The following is a 16,424-nucleotide window of genomic DNA, read 5'->3' on the forward strand; positions in this document are numbered from 1 at the left end:
GCGAACGGAGTCGGGCACTTATCGCACCCGCGAGAAACCGATCAAGCGGCGCCGGCGCGGCTAGTTCGCGTTTGGGTCGCCCCTGTGGCCTTCCGGACAGCCTCGACCGCGGCCTCGAACGCCAGAAGCGTCGAGGCGTGACGGGCGGGATAGTCCTTGACCGGCTCCAGCACGGCGAGCTCCGCAAAGCGGCCCGCAGGGTGCGGACCGTTCGTTTTCAGCATAGCGGCCAGGGCGTCACGGGCCAACTCAAGTTCGGCAAGATCCGCCCCGATCACGTGGGCGCCCAGCACCGCGGCGCTGGCCTGGCCCAGGGCGCAGGCGCTGACCTCCTGGGCGAAGTCGGCGACCTTGCCGTCCTCGACCACGACATCGACGATGATCCGGCTGCCGCACAGCTTGGCCGTGCGGTCGGCGCTGGCGTCGGGCGCGGCCAGGCGCCCGGCCCGCGGCATGTTGGCCACGAGGTTGAGGATCCTGGCGCTGTAGAGATCGTCGATCATCCGACTTCAGATGGGGCGGCCGCGCGCGCTTGCCAGAGGGCCTCGGCGCGGTCGCGCACCGCCTCGCCCATGGCCGTGAAGGCGCCCTTCAGGGCGCGCCGCTCGTCCTTGGAGATCCACTTGACCAGGAAGCCCATGAACAGCTCGCCGTTCGAGAACGTCGCGCTCTCGGGGCCCATGTTCTCGACCTCGAGATAGCGGATGGCCGTGACGAAGCCGCCCAGGCGTTGCGAACGCCAGTGCAACTGCTCGAACGGCACCCAGTCCTGGACGACCGGCTGGATCACCTTGACCGGGCGATCGCCGATGGCCTCTTCCAGGGTCAGGGCGGTGCCGATCTTCAGCTGGCCGGCGGCCTTGACGTAGAGCGGGTTCCACTCGTGCCAGCGCTCGAACTCGGACACGACTTCCCAGACGATCTCGGCGGGGGCCTGGACCCCGATACGGTGCTCGACGGCGCGTTTCATGCTCGCGATCTAGCACATCCAGGGGGTGGAGCTACAGGCGTGAATTGAAGAGGCGAAGTCTCTTGGCGCCCTAATCCGCCCTCCCCTCTCCCGTCATTCCCGCCCTTGTGGCGGGAAGCCCTCCATCAGCCGCAAGGGCCGGAGTGGCGGACTGCCAGGCAGTCCGCTGGCGCTTCACATGCGAGCGGAACAAGGGGTTCCCGCCACAAGGGCGGGAATGACGGGAGTTATGGGGTACGCGAAAGCCTCAGACACCCGCCTCGCGCTGGTAGACCGGCAGGTCGAGCGACGGGGTTTGCAGCCCCGCCTGGCCGATCAGGTCGTGGGCCTGGCCGCGGTGATGGGTCTGGTGGTTGAAGAGGTGGGCCAGGGTCTTCCACAGCGGCCCGACCACCTCGACGCCGTCGGCCTTGCGCGTCCAGCGGAACTGGCCGGCGCAGGCTTCATCGGTAAGACCGGCGACATAGGCGACCAGGGCCGCGTCCTCGGCCGTCCGGGCGGCGCGCAGCTGCGCGAGGTCGTCGAACAGCAGGGTGTCCAGGCCATAGGGCGGCAGGGCCGTTCCGGCCAGGCGCGCCGTCCAGATGCGGTCGGTGACCAGCAGGTGGTTCAGGGTACCGGCGATCGAGCCGAAGAACCCGCCGCGATCGGCGGTGAAGGCCCCGGCCGGCAGGGCCTCGCAAGCGTCGAGCAGGCGGGCGTTGGCCCAGGCGTTGTAGCCGGCCATCAGGGTGAAGTAGTCGCGCATGGGTCGGCTCTTGGCCCCCGACGGGAACCCTCTCTCTTTGAGAGAGGGAGGGGCCCGCCGCGAAGCGGTGGGAGGGTGAGGGGTAACGGCTTCCCAGGACGAGGCGCCGTCAAACGCCCGCGCTAGCTACAAGGCCCGAGACCTTCCTGCAAAGGGTGAAACCTCTCACCCTCCCACGCCTTTCGGCGTGGGCCCCTCCCTCTCTCCCAGAGAGAGGGACTAAATGCCCACCTCGAACGCCGCCTCGGTCTTGGCCTGGACCTCATCCACGCTCACGCCCGGCGCCAGCTCGATCAGCTTCACCGGGGTCTTGCCGCGGTTGATCTCGAAGACGCCCAGTTCGGTGATCAGCAGATCCACGACGCCGGCGCCGGTCAGCGGCAGCGAGCAGGCCTTGAGCAGCTTGGGCGCGCCCGACTTCTCGCAGTGGTCCATGACCACCACCACGCGCTTGACGCCGGCCACCAGGTCCATGGCCCCGCCCATGCCCTTGACCATCTTGCCGGGCACCATCCAGTTGGCCAGGTCGCCGGTCTCGGAGACCTGCATGCCGCCTAGGATCGACAGGGCGATGTGGCCGCCGCGGATCATGGCGAAGCTGTCGGCCGAGCTGAAGTACGAGCTGGAGTCGAGCTCGGTGATCGTCTGCTTGCCGGCGTTGATCAGGTCGGCGTCCTCTTCGCCCTCATAGGGGAAGGGGCCCATGCCCAGCATGCCGTTCTCGCTCTGCAGCGTCACGTGCATGCCCTCGGGGATGTAGTTGGCCACCAGGGTCGGAATGCCGATGCCGAGGTTGACGTAGAAGCCGTCGCGCAGCTCCTTGGCGGCGCGGGCCGCCATCTCGTCGCGGGTCCAGGCCATTACGCGGTCTCCTTGGCTTCGCGAGGACGCGTGGTGACGCGTTCGATGCGCTTCTCGAACCTGGCGCCCTTGATCAGGCGGTCGACGAAGATGCCGGGGGTGTGGATGTTGTCCTTGTCGAGCGCGCCGATCTCGACCAGCTCCTCGACCTCGACGACGGTGGCCTTGCCGGCCGTTGCCATCATCGGATTGAAGTTGCGGGCGGTCTTTCGGTAGACGAGGTTGCCCTCGGCGTCGGCCTTCCAGGCCTTGACGATCGAGAGGTCGGCGACAAGGCCGCGCTCCATCACGTACATCTCGCCGTCGAATTCGCGCGTTTCCTTGCCCTCGGCCACCAGGGTGCCGTAGCCGGTGCGCGTGAAGAAGGCCGGGATGCCCGCGCCGCCGGCGCGGATGCGTTCGGCCAGCGTGCCCTGCGGATTGAACTCCAGTTCGAGCTCCCCACTCAGGTATAGCTGTTCGAACAGCTTGTTCTCGCCCACATAGGACGAGACCATCTTCTTGATCTGACGGTTCTCCAGCAGGATGCCCAAGCCGAATCCGTCGACCCCGCAGTTGTTGGAGATGACCGTGAGGTCCTTGACCCCCGTCTCGCGGATCGCCGCGATCAGGTTTTCGGGAATGCCGCAGAGACCAAAGCCCCCGGCCATGATGGTCATGCCGTCGAACAGCAGACCCGCCAACGCTTCCGCGGCGTCGGATTTCACCTTGTCGACCATGCTTCCTCCCGGAGCGACGTTCGCCGACTGCTCTCGCCCGCCGGCCGGAGAAATTCAAGCCTTGATGAATAAATTTTCCCGTCATGCGACCACGGTAGGCGGTTACGCGTGACCAGCGACCCTAACACCCCGATCGTGACGCCCGCCACCGCCGGCGCCCTGCTGACCCTGGCGCACCCGGCGCTTGAACGCTCGCGCGCCAATCGCGCCCTGGCCAAGGCGGCCAAGGCCCTTTCCGGCGTCACCTTCCACGATCTGTACGAGACCTATCCGGACTTCTCGATCGACATCGAGGCCGAGCAGCGGAAGCTGGTCGACCACGACATCATCGCCTTGCAGTTCCCGCTCTTCTGGTACTCGCCGCCGGCCCTGATGAAGGAGTGGCTGGATCTGGTCTGGCTGCACGGCTTCGCCTACGGCCTGGGCGGCGACGCCCTGGCCGGCAAGCGCCTGTTCGTGGCCTGCACCACCGGCGGCCCGGCCCAGGCCTATCACGCCAAGGGCTACAACCGCTTCACCCTGGACGAATTCCTGCGCCCGCTGGAGCAGACGGCCTATCTGTGCGGCATGGTCTGGGAGACGCCGTTCGTGGTGCACGGGGCGGCGATGAAGGACGACGAGCAGTTGAAGGCCGAGGCCCTGCGCTACCAGGCGCGGATGTCGGCCCTGCTGGCCGCGGATCACGCGGCGGAAGGAGCGTAGGGCATGGAACCGTTCCTCAAGCAGACCCTGGTCTATCTGGGCGCCGCGGTCATCTCGGTGCCGATCGCCAAGCGCCTGGGGCTGGGCTCGGTGCTGGGCTACCTGATCGCCGGCGTGCTGATCGGCCCGGCCATGCTGTCGCTGGTGGGCGAGCAGCACGACGTCATGCGCTTCGCCGAGTTCGGCGTCGTCATCCTCCTGTTCCTGATCGGTCTGGAGGTGCGCCCTTCCACCCTGTGGGAGATGCGCAAGACCATCTTCGGCCTGGGGGGCGCCCAGGTGGTGGGCACGGCCCTGGCCGTGGCCGTCGTCGGCTACCTCCTGGGTCTGCCCTGGCAGACGGCGCTGGCCGTGGGCCTCGTCCTGGCCATGTCGTCGACCGCCATCGTGCTGCAGACCCTCGACGAGAAGGGCCTGCGCCAGGGCCCGGTCGGCCGCGCCGCCTTCGGCGTCCTGCTGCTGCAGGACCTGGCGGTGATCCCGATGTTCGCCCTGCTGCCGCTGCTGGCCACGGTGGCGCCCGACGCCCATGCCAGCGACGCCGGCGGCCATGGCGCCAGCCTGATCTCGCACCTGCCGGCCTGGGCGCAGGGCCTGGCCGTGCTGGGCGCGGTGGGCGTGGTCGTGGGCAGCGGCCGGTTCGTCGTGCGGCCGATCTTCCGCTTCATCGCCGAGGCCCGCCTGCGCGAGATCTTCACCGCCGCGGCCCTGCTGATCGTGGTCGGGGTCGCGGGCCTGATGCAGTCGGTGGGCCTGTCGCCGGCCCTGGGCGCGTTCCTGGCCGGCGTGGTGCTGGCCGAGAGCGAGTTCCGCCGCGAGCTGGAGACCGACATCGAGCCGTTCCGCGGCCTCTTGCTGGGCCTCTTCTTCATCACCGTCGGCGCGGGCATCGACCTGACCCTGATCGCCCGCCAGCCGCTGACCCTGATCGCCCTGGTGCTGGGCCTGATGGTCCTGAAGTTCGCGGTGATGTTCGGCATCGCCCGCATCGCCGGCGCGCAAGGGCGCAGCGCCGCCGCCGTGGCCACGGCCCTGGCCCAGGGCGGCGAGTTCGCCTTCGTGCTGCTGAGCTTCACGGTCGGGGCCGGCGTCATCGGCGCGGACCTGGCCGCCCTGCTGACCGCCACGGTCGCGGTCTCGATGGCCCTGACGCCGGTGGCCATGATCCTCTACGAGCGCATCGCCGAGCTGGTGAACGCGGCCATCCCCGATGTCGAGCCGGAAGCCCCGCAGTTCGACGAGGGCGAGCCCGACATCATCATCGCCGGCTTCGGCCGCTTCGGACAGATCACCGGCCGCCTGTTGCAGGCCAACGGCTTCAAGTCGACGGTTCTGGACAGCGACATCGAGCAGATCGAGCTGCTGCGCCGCTTCGGCCGGCGGGTGCATTATGGCGACGCCACGCGCCTTGACCTGCTGCGCGCCGCCGGCGCCGAGCACGCCCGCATGCTGATCGTCGCCCTGGACGACCGGGAGAAGACCGCCGAGCTGGTGGAGACGGCCCGCCGGGCCTTCCCCAACCTGATCATCCTGGCGCGCGCCTGGGACCGCCGCCACGCCTACGACCTGCTGGCCAACGGCGCCGACGCGGTGGAGCGCGAGACCTTCGAGGCCGCCCTGGCCCTGGGCTCGACCGCGCTTCAGAAGCTGGGTTTCCGGGCCCACAAGGCCTTCCGCGCCACCTCGTTCTTCCGCCGCCACGACCGCAAGACCTTCGAGGACCTGAAGCCGATGTGGGGCCAGGAAGAGGCCTACATCCTGGCCTCGCGCGACGCGGCCCAGACCATGGACCGGCTGCTGGCCGCCGACCTGGCGCGCATGCGTCCGGGCGAAGCCGGCGGGGCCTGGGACACGGCCGCCCGCGACGAGGAGCTGCGCAAGCTGGCCCAGCGCAAGGGCGACTTGGGCGGCGAGACCGAACCGGCCGACGCCGACGGCTGGACGGGAACGCCTCCGCAGGGCTAGAGCAGGGAAAAGGGCCGGGTTCGGCGCAATAAGCACGGGAAAGAAGCGGCATGTATCTGGAGTGCTATCCCACCGAGAGCCGGCCGCCCGAGATCGTGCCGGGGCGCCCGCAGCGGGCCTGGATGGACAACTTCGCCGACCGCCACCCCTATCGCTGCCTGCCTCTGACCATGGCCAACACCACCGGCTGGGAGATCCTGTGCCCGGTCGGCTTCGAGGCCACCTGGAACGGCGGCATCCACCAGAACGACATCACCTTCAAGAGCGACCACCCGCACCCGGGCTTCGACGACTTCGTCAAGTCGCACTTCTCGCGCGGGACGATCACCTTCCACACCGGCTATCTGTTCCGCACGCCGCCGGACTGGCTGATCTGGACCATGGGCCCGCCCAACCACATCAAGGACGGCATCCAGCCGCTGGCGGGCCTGGTCGAGACCGACTGGCTGCCCTTCCCCTTCACGATGAACTGGGTGTTCACCCGTCCCGGCACGGTGAAGTTCGCCAAGGGCGAGCCGTTCTGCTTCATCACCATGATCCAGGACAAGCCGCTGGAGACGGTGCAGCCGGTGATCCGGCACTTCAACTCCAACCCCGACATGCGCAAGCAGTACGACGTCTGGGCCGAGAAGCGCGGCGAGTTCAACGCCCGCATCGCCGCCCGCGACCCGGCCGCCACCAAGGAGGCCTGGCAGCGCTTCTACTTCAAGGGCGAACTGCCCGAGGAGATCGAGGCGCCCGCGCCCAAGAGCCACGTCAACAAGCGCCGCCTGAAGGCCCCGAAGATCGGGTTCTGATTTCTCCCTTCCCCCTCGATGGGGGAAGGGTCGGGGATGGGGGTGACTGCCGAGTTGGCGACGGCGCAGCGTCCGACGCCGCACCACCCCCACCCCTGCCCCTCCCCCATCAAGGGGGAGGGAATTGGGATCAGCGCCGCAGCAGCTTCCCCGCCAGCCAGCGACGCACGGGCTCGTCATAGAGCTTGAGGCAGGCCCAGGCGATCGCCACGGCCGCCACGAACACTCCCACGCCGACCAGCGCGCCCTGGGCGGCCGGGATCTTATGGTCCACCACCCAGGCGGTGTAGACGTAGATCAGCGGATAGTGGGTGATGTAGAGCGGGTACGAGAGGTCGCCGAAGAAGCGGGCGATGCGCAGGCTGGGGCCGTCGACGTCCTTCTCGCCGGCGCCGATGGCGACGATCAGCGGGAACAGCAGGATCACGCAGGCGGCCTCGTACAGGCCGTTGACCCACAGGCGCTCAGGGCCGCCGAAGCGCGGCAGCGACAGGGCCGCGATCAGCAGCACGCTGCACACCGCGAAACCGTGGCGGACCTTGATCCGCTTGCCCAGGCGCATCAGCAGCACGCCGGCGAAGAACGGGAACATCACCCGGGTCAGGCCGATGTGGATTCCCTTGGCGTCCAGGGCCCAGCCGCCGATGACGTCGCCGCGCGGGCCCAGCACCAGGAGACCGATCAGCGCCAGGGCCGAGACGCCGACCAGGACGCCGAGCCAGCGGTTCGAAAGCTTCCGCAGGCCGACGGCGTAGAGGATGTTGGCGACGTACTCGTAGAACAGCGACCATTGCGGGCCGTTCAGCGGATAGATCTCGCCCCAGCCGCGGATCTCGGCCGAGGGACGCAGCGGGATCATCACGAAGCTCAGCAGCAGCACGCCGATCACCTGCCAGGCGGTGACGGTCTCCAGCTTGGGGAACATCGGCGAATGCTGGAAGGCCAGCAGGGCCGCCCCGATCAGGCCGCCGATGATGATCATCGGCTGCAGGCGCACCAGCCGACGCTTGTAGAAGGCCCACTGGCTCATGACGCTCCAGCGGTCGTCATAGGCGTAGGCGACCACGAAGCCCGACAGCAGGAAGAAGAAGTCCACCGCCAGGTAGCCGTGGTTGATGATCTGCTTGTGCGGGCTGCCGCCGGAATAGGCCTCGAACAGGTGGAAGGCGACCACCATCAGGGCGGCCACGCCCCGCAGGCCGTCGAGGATCACGTAGTGGCTCTTGGCGGGCGCTGTGGCGTTGGTCGAGGTCGCGGCGGCGGAAGATGTCATGGGCAAGCTTCGCTGATGATGAGTCGCGACGAAGCGTTGTTGGGTTTATCGTTAAACCACAACCCTCTTTAGGAACGCCGTTTCGTGGGCCTTCCAATCTTGCAGGACCTGACGACGATGCAGCGCTCCAGGCGCCCCCGCGAACGGGCCAGGGTGACGATCAAGGACGTGGCGCAGAAGGCCGGGGTCTCGGCCATGACCGTGTCGAACGTCTTCAACGGCACGGGCAAGTTTTCGGCGCAGACCCGCGAGCGGGTGATGGCCGCGATCACCGCCCTGGGCTACGTGCCGAGCTCGGCCGCGCGGCGGCTGGTCGGCGCGACGCCGGCCAGGGTGGGCCTGCTCTATGCCGGGGTCGACAGCATGTTCATCCACGCCGTGCTGGCCGCCGCCGCCGTGGCCAGCGCCGAGCGCGGCCTGCAACTGATCACCCGCAAGGCCGGCTCGCCGGCCGAGGCGCTGGAGGTCGCGCGCGCCTTGCAGCGCTCGGGCGCCGACGCCCTGCTGTTGCTGCCGCCGTTCGACACGGCGCTGAGCGGCTCGCCCGCGTTCGCGGCCCTGGGGCTTGCCACCGCCTCGATCGCCACCGCCGCGCCCCTGCCCGACATGATCACCGTGCGCATCGACAACCGCGCGGCCTCCTACGCGGTCACCGAGCGGCTGGCCGCCAAGGGGCGGCGGCGCATCGCCGTCATCGCCGGCCCGCGGGACCATTCCGACAGCGTCGAGCGCCTGGAGGGCTGCCGGGCGGCGCTGGCGGCCCACGGGCTGTCGCTGCCGGAAGAGCTGGTGGTCGAGGGGCGCTTCACCTTCGAGTCCGGCCTCGCCGCGACCGAGCGGCTGCTCACGCTGGCGGAGCCGCCGGACGCCATCGTCGCGGCCAATGACGACATGGCCGCCGGCGCCCTGTGGGTGGCCCATCGCCGGGGCCTGGCCCTGCCGCGCGACCTGGCCGTGGCCGGCTTCGACGACACCCTGCTGGCGACGCGCGTCTGGCCCCCACTGACCACGGTGCGCCAGCCGATCGACCGCATGACCGGCCGGGCCCTGGATCTTCTGCTGGACGCGCTGCGCCGCCCGCCCGGCGAGGGTCCGCCGGCCGACGTGCTGGAAGCCTATGACCTGGTGGAGCGCGCCTCTGCCTGAAGCGGGCGCGGAAGACCCCGCGGAACTCGCCTCAGAGGTTCAGCAGCAGCCGACTGGCCCCATAGGCCGTCGCCAGCCAGAAAAGCGCGCTGAACGCGCCGCCGAACAGCATGGCCCGGCGGAACTCGCGGCTATGCAAAAGGCCGGGCGCGGCCGAAGGCCGCGAACCATGCGTATGGAACACCTTGTGTTTCCTCCGTGGCTCGGCGCCGTGGGGGCTCGCGCCGTTAACCACGGGAAGACGATGTCACGAAACTGACGAAACACAACCTGAGCCGTCGCCTTTTAGGCGGGTTTCAGCCGCTTTTTCGCCCAAGTTCGTGCATGCACACGGAATATTCGTGCTCAGACGGCCTTCACCGCCGCGGCGATGTCGCCGACCACCTTGCGCACCAGGGCCGGGTCGTCGCCCTCGGCCATGATGCGGATCAGCGGCTCGGTGCCCGAGGCCCGCACGACGATGCGCCCGGCCCCGTTCAGCTGGGCCTCGCCGTCGGCGATGGCCTCCTTCACGGCCTTGGCCTCCAGCGGCTTGCCGCCGGCGAAGCGGACGTTTTCCAGCAGTTGCGGCACCGGTTCGAACTGGCGGGCCAGGGCGCTCATCGGCTTGCCGCTCTCGACCATCACCGCCAGCACCTGCAAGGCGGCGATCAGGCCATCGCCCGTGGTCGAGAAGTCCGACAGGATCAGGTGGCCCGACTGCTCGCCGCCGACATTGAAGCCGCCCTCGCGCATGCGCTGCATGACATAGCGGTCGCCCACCGAGGTGCGCTCCAGGGTCAGGCCCAGCCCGCCGAGCTGGCGCTCGAGGCCGAGGTTCGACATCACCGTGGCCACGACGCCGCCGCCCTTCAGCGCGCCGGCCTTGGCGAAGGCGGCCGCGATGATGGCCATGATCTGGTCGCCGTCGACCACCAGGCCCTTCTCGTCGCAGATCACCAGGCGGTCGGCGTCGCCGTCCAGGGCGATGCCGATGTCGGCGCGATACTCGCGCACCAGCTTGGCCATCTGGTCCGGATGGGTAGAGCCGCATTCCTCGTTGATGTTGGTGCCGTCGGGCGTGACGCCCAGGCTGATGACCTCGGCGCCCAGTTCGTAGAGCGCGGTGGGAGCCACCTTGTAGGCCGCGCCGTTGGCGCAATCGATGACGATGCGCAGGCCAGACAGGGACAGGTGACGCGGGAAGGTCGCCTTGACGATCTCGACATAGCGGGCCTGGGCGTCGTCGATGCGCTTGACGCGGCCAAGATCGCGCGGGGCCGCCAGACCTTCCTGCAGGCCCTCGTCCATCAGGGCCTCGATCTTCAGCTCCTGCTCGTCCGACAGCTTGTAGCCGTCGGGGCCGAACAGCTTGATGCCGTTGTCGGCGAAGTTGTTGTGCGAGGCCGAGATCATGATGCCGAGATCGGCGCGCATCGAGCGGGTCATCATCGCCACGGCCGGGGTCGGCAGCGGACCGAACAGGCGCACGTCCATGCCCACGCTGGTCAGGCCCGCCACCAGGGCCGGCTCGATCATGTAGCCCGACAGGCGGGTGTCCTTGCCGATCACCACCAGGTGGCGGCGGTCGTCCTGCGAGCGGAACAGCTTGCCGGCCGCCAGGCCGACGCGCAGGGCGACTTCGGCGGTCATCGGGTGCTTGTTGGCCTGGCCGCGGATGCCGTCGGTGCCGAAATAGGCGCGCTTGCTCATGATGATGGTCTTCGTCGCTGTCGGGTCGCTGTGTGAATCGGAGCAACGCCCATATAGAGCGTCTTCGAAGTCTCGTACGGACCGCGAAACGATCCGAAATGCAGATTTACGTCGCCGGTCCCTGCACGAGTGCTAAAGGCCGCGCTCGAAATATCCCGTGCTGGTAGCAATAGTCCTCCAGGCGCGTTCTACAAAGGATCATGTCCCATGTGCGGCATCATCGGCATCGTCGGTAAGGCCCCCGTCGCCGAGCGTCTGGTCGAGAGCCTCAAGCGGCTCGAGTACCGGGGCTACGACTCCGCCGGCGTGGCGGGCGTGGTCGGCGGCGGCGTTCAGCGCCGGCGGGCCAAGGGCAAGATCAAGGCGCTGGAAGAGGTGCTGGCGGCCGAGCCGCTGACCGCCACCACCGGCATCGGCCACACCCGCTGGGCCACCCACGGCGCGCCCAACGTCGCCAACGCCCACCCCCATCACGCCGGCCGCGTGACCCTGGTGCACAACGGCATAATCGAGAACTTCGCCGAGCTGAAGGCCGAGCTGGCCGCCGCCGGCCGCACCTTCGAGAGCGACACCGACACCGAGGTCATCGCCCACCTGATCGACGCCGAACTGGCCACGGGCCTGGCGCCCATCGACGCCTTCAAGGCCACGCTCGACCGCCTGACCGGCGCCTATGCGCTGGCCGTGCTGATCGAAGGCGCCGAGAACCTGGTGCTGGGCGCCCGCCGCGGCAGCCCGCTGGTCGTCGGCGAGGGCCAGGGCGAGATGTTCCTGGGCTCGGACGCGCTCGCGGTCGGCCCGTTCACCAACCGGGTGATCTATCTCGACGAGGGCGACTACGTGGCCCTCGACCACGACAGCGCCAGGATCTTCGACGCCTCGGGCGCGGCCGTGACCCGTCCGGTGCGCGTGGTGCCGACCAGCGCCGTGATGATGGAGAAGGGCAACTACCGCCACTTCATGGAAAAGGAGATCCACGACCAGCCCGAGGGGTGCCAGCGCACCATCGCGGCCTATGTGGACGCCCTGACCAGCAAGACGGCCATCCCCGGCGACGTCGACTTCGCCAAGCTGGAACGCATCCAGATCGTCGCCTGCGGCACCTCCTACATCGCCGGCGTCGTCGGCAAGTACCTGATCGAGCAGCTGGCCGACCTGCCGGTGGACGTCGAGATCGCCTCGGAGTTCCGCTACCGCCAGCCGGCCTTGCGTCCGGGCGCCCTGGTGGTGGCCATGTCGCAGTCGGGCGAGACCGCCGACACCCTGGCGGCCCTGCGCTACTGCAAGGCCAAGGGCATGAAGAGCGCCGTGGTGGTCAACGCCACGGAGTCGACCATGGCCCGCGAGGTCGACGTGGTCTGGCCGATCCACTGCGGACCGGAGATCGGCGTGGCGTCGACCAAGGCCTTCACCGCCCAGGTCAGCGTGCTGACCGCCATCGCCGTGGCCGCCGCCAAGGCGCGCGGGACCATCGACGCGGCCGAGGAACAGCGCCTGGTGAAGGTGCTGCTGGAGGCCCCGCGCCTGATCGCCGAGGCCATCCACCTGGAAGGCGCGATCAAGGAGATCGCCGCCGACGTGGCCAAGGCCCGCGACGTGCTCTATCTGGGCCGCGGCCCGATGTCGGCCCTGGCCCTGGAAGGCGCGCTGAAGCTGAAGGAGATCAGCTACATCCACGCCGAGGGCTATGCCGCCGGCGAGCTGAAGCACGGCCCGATCGCCCTGGTCGACGACCAGACCCCGATCGTCATCCTCGCGCCCTATGACAGCTGGTTCGAGAAGTCGGCCTCGAACATGAGCGAGGTGATGGCGCGCGGCGGCCAGGTGATCTTCATCACCGACACCCTGGGCGTGAAGCACGCTCCCGAGGGCGCCAAGGTGGTGGTCACCGCCCCGGCCAGCGACCCGCTGGTCTCGACCCTGGTGATGTCGGCCCCGATCCAGCTCCTGGCCTACCACGTGGCCGTGCTCAAGGGCGCCGACGTCGACCAGCCGCGCAATCTGGCGAAATCGGTGACGGTGGAATAGCCGCGCACGCTTGACGACGCGCGTCGCGCCAGCACTCTACCTTCGGGAAGTGTTCGGGGCGCGCGTCGATGTTTTCAAGAGTCTGGCCAGCCTTGGCGCTGGCGGTCGGCGTCGCCTCGGCGAGCGCGCCCGCGCGAGCCGATGACTGGGCGTTCGAGAAGGACCGCTGGTTCGCCGCCTGCGACGGTCTTTCGACCTGCACCGCCTGGGCCATGGGCGGCGGCGGTTCCGGCCACGTCATCCTGGTCGAGAAGGCGAACGGCGAGCGCGCCCTGACCATCGGGGCCGCGCGCGGCGAGGTCGCCAACCGAAACCGGCCGCTGGCCTTCCGGATCGACGTGGCCGGCCGACAGGGCCGGCCGCTGTGGGCTCGCCTCGCCACCGGCTTCGACCCCGACCGGCAATGGCTGAACTTCCGCACCGCCGATCCCGCGACGATCGACGCCGCCGTCCGCGCCATCGAGGCGGGGGATCGGCTTCGGGTCAGGGTCGAGGGACGCCCGGACTTCACCGCCCAGATCCCCCTCGCGGGGGCGACGGCGGCGCTGGCCTGGGCCCGCGGCCACGACCGGCGCGATGCGGAGCGCGCCGCCGTCGGCCGCGCCCCGGCCGTGTCGCAGGCCGACCTGCCTCGAGCCCCGCCGCCTCTCGCCTTCGCAAATTACGACGAGGGCTGTGCAGCGGGCCAAGGCGGCGTGCAAGCCGCCAGGCTGGCCCCCGGCAAGGTGCTTTGGATCGGAACCTGCGGCTCGGGATACAATCGAGACGCCGTGCTGGCGCTGACCGACGAGGCCGGCGCCGCGCTGCCCCTGGCGCCGCCGACCGACCCCGACGGCGAAGCGCCCGTCCACAACCTGGCCTACGATCCGGCGACCCGGCTGCTCAGCGCGGTCTCCTATGCCGGCGCCGGCCGGGACTGCGGCGAGGCGCTGCGCTGGGCCTGGGACGGCGCGGCCTTCCGCCTCGTCGAGCGGGCGGAACTGAGCGGCGACTACTGCCAGGGCGTGACCGAGAAGGACTGGCCGGTGCTGTACCGCGCCCGGATCGTGGACCAATGATGAGCAAGACCCGACTGGCGGCGCTGCTGGCGCCCGTCCTCCTGTTCGGCGCGGGAAGCGCCCGCGCGGCCGAAACCTTCGACGCCGGCAACTGGCGCGGCCTGTGCGACGCCGTCGGCTGCTCGACCTGGGGCGCGGGAGAAACCCTGTCCAAGCCGGGCTATGTGCTGCTCACCGAAACCGCGGGCGGGCGGCGTCTGGTGTTCGGCGCCCACGTGCGCGCCCAGCGCCCGTCCGAAGGCCAGCTCAGGATCGAGATCGCCGACAAGGCGGGCGCGATCCTGTGGTCGTCGACCCTGCCCGGCCGCGCCGACCGTCCCTCCACGCGGGCCGTGATCTATGACGACGCCGAGATCGGGCGCGTGCTCGACGCCCTCAAGGCCGGGACCAGCCTGAAGCTGGGCCTGACCTCCGATCCCTGGCCGGCGGCGACGATCCTGCTGAAGAACGCCGCCCCAGCCCTGGACTGGTCACGCGCCAAGCCTGGCGTGACGGCCTCGCCGCCGGTCGTCCGTCGCCCGCCCGGCCTGTCTCCGGGCGGCGGGCCACCGACGCCGCCCGAGGTGGCCAAGGCCTGCGAAGCGCTGTCGGAGTTCGCCACCGTCCGCCTGGCGCCCGACAAGATCCTGTGGGTGTCCAACTGCAGCGGCGCGGCGATCAACGAGGACGCCAAGCTGCACCTGACCGACGCGAGCGGCCGCCTGCTGCCGCTGCCGGCCTTCGGCGAGGGCCCCGGCGGCGTCGATCCCGAGCTGGCCAATGTCACCTACGACTACCAGACACGGGTGCTGAGCGCGCGGTTCCGCGACAACCGCTATGGCGGCTGCGGCCAGCGACGCGACTGGGTCTGGGACGGCGCGCGCTTCGCCCTGATCCGCGAGGCCTCGGCCGACTGCATCGGCATGGACGAGGCCGACTGGCCCACCACATTCCGCGCCGTGGTCGAGGAACGCTAGCCCGCCGCCAGCCCCGCCAGGATCGACGGCTTCACCTTCAGGCCCGTCTCGCTGAACACCAGGTCCTCGCGGCCGAAATATTCGTGCTGGCGGCCGGCGCACCAGTCGGTGGTGACGACGGTGAGGTGGGTCTTGTCGGGGCGGGTCGGGCCGCTGGCGTAGGCGAAGTCTCCGGTCAGCCTGTCGAACGGGAAACCGCGATCCTGGTCGGTGCGGGTGAGGATGTCGGCCAGGGTCCTCGCGTCGACCTGCGCCTTCACGATCCTGCCGTCGAAGCGCACCACGGAGTCGTAGGCGTAGCGCGACAGGTCGCCGGCCGGCAGGCCCATGCCCAGGGTGGTGTGGCCCATGAAGCCGATGTCGGCGCCGGCCGCCCTGGCCATCAGGCCGGCCACCTTGCGGCCGGTGTCGCCCAGCGACAGGGCTTTCGGGACCTTGGCGACCACCGCCCGCTCCTCCGGCGTCAGGTTGGCGGCCAGCGCCGCCTTCACCTGGCGGGCCAGGGCCGGGTCGGCCGGGCCGCGCGGATCGACGACGACGCGGGAGATGCGGATCGGGTCGGCCTTGCGGGCGCGGTCGATCGTGGCGACCGTCAGGGGCTGGCCCCAGGCGCCGGTGTGGACATAACGGCTGGTCCCTTGCGCGTGCTCGACGGTCACGTGGTTGTGGCCGCCCAGGAACAGGGTGCGCTCGGGCAGGCCCGCCAGCAGCGGCCGGTCGGCGGGCAGGCCCGCGTGGCTCATCACCACCAGCATGCCGTCTTCGGGCGGCGCGGCCGGCAGGTTGGCCTGGGCCCACGGCGTCGGGGCCGGAATGGCCAGGTCGGGGCGGATGGCCTTGGGATAGGTGTCGATCGAGTTCGTCGCCCAGCCGATCAGGTGGACCGGGAAGCCCAGGTCGAGCGTGGCGCGCGAGGAGGCCACCGGGCGGCCGGTGCGCTTGTCGACGATATTGCTGATCACGGTGATGCCCAGGGCCCGGGCGCGGTCGGCGGCGGCGGCGATGTCCTCCACGAGGTCGGCGTCGTGGTTGCCGATGTTGATCACCGTCGGCGCCAGCCTGGCCGCCGCCTCGAGGAACGCCCAGTCCAGCGCGCCGTCGGTGCGCTTGGCCACCACGTTGCCGGCCTCGAACAGGTCGCCGTTCAGCAGGATCAGGCTGGGGACGGCGTCGCGGCGGACGATGCGGCGCATGGCCTCCAGCAGGGCAGGCGTGATCCCGTAGGCCGAGTGCAGGTCCGACAGCATCAGCACCTTGGCCCGGCCCGTGGCGGCGCCGGCGCTGGGGCCAAACGACAGGGTCATGGCCGCGGCCGCGCCGCCCAGCACCGTGCGCCGATTGAAACCGTTCATGCCGAGCCTCCGTGGGTATCGTGGCCCTGCCTAGAGGCTGTCGGCCTTCGAGGAAACCGTTGAGGCCGAGATTGCCGCCTTTCCCAGTCATCCCGTCATTCCCGCCCTTGTGGCGGGAACCCCTCTGGCGGCCGCGAGGGCGGATGGGGCGGCGTGC

Annotated in this window: 16 protein-coding genes; 7 read left to right on the forward strand and 9 right to left on the reverse strand. The window is 69.8% G+C overall.

The window, feature by feature from the left end:
* Positions 1-41: 41 nt before the first annotated feature.
* The 5 genes from DDF62_RS10245 to DDF62_RS10265 all read right to left on the reverse strand — a co-directional run bounded on the left by DDF62_RS10245 (position 42) and on the right by DDF62_RS10265 (position 3,298).
* Entirely contained in the window at positions 42-503 is a 462-nt protein-coding gene (locus tag DDF62_RS10245; protein ID WP_116489026.1) for an iron-sulfur cluster assembly scaffold protein, read from the reverse strand.
* Positions 500-970 carry an SRPBCC domain-containing protein gene (locus DDF62_RS10250; RefSeq protein ID WP_116489027.1) on the reverse strand — a complete coding sequence of 157 codons (471 nt, stop codon included), beginning with the start codon at positions 968-970 and terminating at the stop codon, positions 500-502. Before DDF62_RS10250 ends, DDF62_RS10245 begins: the two co-directional genes overlap by 4 nt.
* Positions 971-1,217: 247 nt before the next feature.
* Complete coding sequence (locus DDF62_RS10255; protein ID WP_116489028.1) at positions 1,218-1,718, reverse strand: DinB family protein; 501 nt, start codon at positions 1,716-1,718, stop codon at positions 1,218-1,220.
* Between the two features lie 219 nt (positions 1,719-1,937).
* A complete protein-coding gene (locus tag DDF62_RS10260) occupies positions 1,938-2,579 on the reverse strand; it encodes a 3-oxoacid CoA-transferase subunit B (protein WP_116489029.1) in 642 nt (213 codons plus the stop codon).
* Entirely contained in the window at positions 2,579-3,298 is a 720-nt protein-coding gene (locus tag DDF62_RS10265) for a CoA transferase subunit A (RefSeq protein ID WP_116489030.1), read from the reverse strand. Before DDF62_RS10265 ends, DDF62_RS10260 begins: the two co-directional genes overlap by 1 nt.
* A gap of 108 nt (positions 3,299-3,406) precedes the next feature.
* Between DDF62_RS10265 and kefF the strand changes: the two genes are divergently transcribed.
* Genes kefF through DDF62_RS10280 form a run of 3 tightly spaced genes read left to right on the forward strand, consistent with a single transcriptional unit; the run spans position 3,407 to position 6,762 of the window.
* A complete protein-coding gene (gene kefF, locus DDF62_RS10270; RefSeq protein ID WP_165832222.1) occupies positions 3,407-4,000 on the forward strand; it encodes a glutathione-regulated potassium-efflux system oxidoreductase KefF in 594 nt (197 codons plus the stop codon).
* A gap of 3 nt (positions 4,001-4,003) precedes the next feature.
* On the forward strand, positions 4,004-5,965 hold the full coding sequence (locus tag DDF62_RS10275) for a monovalent cation:proton antiporter-2 (CPA2) family protein (protein ID WP_116489031.1): 1,962 nt from the start codon (positions 4,004-4,006) through the stop codon (positions 5,963-5,965).
* Positions 5,966-6,015: 50 nt separating this feature from the next.
* A complete protein-coding gene (locus DDF62_RS10280; protein WP_058348387.1) occupies positions 6,016-6,762 on the forward strand; it encodes a DUF6065 family protein in 747 nt (248 codons plus the stop codon).
* Between the two features lie 130 nt (positions 6,763-6,892).
* On the opposite strand, the gene DDF62_RS10290 is transcribed toward DDF62_RS10280, so the two are convergent.
* Positions 6,893-8,035, reverse strand: a complete 1,143-nt coding sequence (locus DDF62_RS10290; RefSeq protein WP_116489033.1) for an acyltransferase family protein — start codon at positions 8,033-8,035, stop codon at positions 6,893-6,895.
* An 84-nt stretch (positions 8,036-8,119) separates the two neighbouring features.
* On the opposite strand from DDF62_RS10290, the gene DDF62_RS10295 reads away from it, so the two are divergent.
* A complete protein-coding gene (locus tag DDF62_RS10295; protein WP_208866848.1) occupies positions 8,120-9,181 on the forward strand; it encodes a LacI family DNA-binding transcriptional regulator in 1,062 nt (353 codons plus the stop codon).
* A 31-nt stretch (positions 9,182-9,212) separates the two neighbouring features.
* Here DDF62_RS10295 and DDF62_RS25575 read toward each other — a convergent pair whose 3' ends face one another.
* Together DDF62_RS25575 and glmM are read right to left on the reverse strand one after the other, a co-directional pair.
* Entirely contained in the window at positions 9,213-9,365 is a 153-nt protein-coding gene (locus DDF62_RS25575; protein WP_165832223.1) for a hypothetical protein, read from the reverse strand.
* 161 nt (positions 9,366-9,526) lie between these two features.
* Positions 9,527-10,873, reverse strand: coding sequence for a phosphoglucosamine mutase (glmM, locus tag DDF62_RS10300; RefSeq protein WP_116489035.1), 1,347 nt, complete (start codon positions 10,871-10,873; stop codon positions 9,527-9,529).
* Between the two features lie 207 nt (positions 10,874-11,080).
* Between glmM and glmS the strand changes: the two genes are divergently transcribed.
* The 3 genes from glmS (at position 11,081) to DDF62_RS10315 (ending at position 14,915) form a co-directional block, all read left to right on the forward strand.
* Positions 11,081-12,901 (forward strand): glutamine--fructose-6-phosphate transaminase (isomerizing), encoded by a 1,821-nt coding sequence (gene glmS / locus DDF62_RS10305; RefSeq protein WP_116489036.1) that lies wholly within the window; start codon positions 11,081-11,083, stop codon positions 12,899-12,901.
* A gap of 92 nt (positions 12,902-12,993) precedes the next feature.
* Positions 12,994-13,959, forward strand: coding sequence for a DUF1176 domain-containing protein (locus DDF62_RS10310; protein WP_165832224.1), 966 nt, complete (start codon positions 12,994-12,996; stop codon positions 13,957-13,959).
* Positions 13,959-14,915, forward strand: coding sequence for a DUF1176 domain-containing protein (locus DDF62_RS10315; protein ID WP_165832225.1), 957 nt, complete (start codon positions 13,959-13,961; stop codon positions 14,913-14,915). The genes DDF62_RS10310 and DDF62_RS10315 overlap by 1 nt, the downstream gene beginning before the upstream one ends.
* Here DDF62_RS10315 and DDF62_RS10320 read toward each other — a convergent pair.
* The gene (locus tag DDF62_RS10320) at positions 14,912-16,267 is read right to left on the reverse strand and encodes a metallophosphoesterase (protein ID WP_116489039.1); all 1,356 of its coding nucleotides are present in this window, start codon (positions 16,265-16,267) and stop codon (positions 14,912-14,914) included. The two genes, DDF62_RS10315 and DDF62_RS10320, sit on opposite strands and share 4 nt — an antisense overlap.
* Between the last annotated feature and the right edge of the window lie 157 nt (positions 16,268-16,424).

The sequence above is a fragment of the Caulobacter radicis genome, assembly GCF_003094615.1.
In the GTDB taxonomy this organism is placed as follows: domain Bacteria; phylum Pseudomonadota; class Alphaproteobacteria; order Caulobacterales; family Caulobacteraceae; genus Caulobacter; species Caulobacter radicis.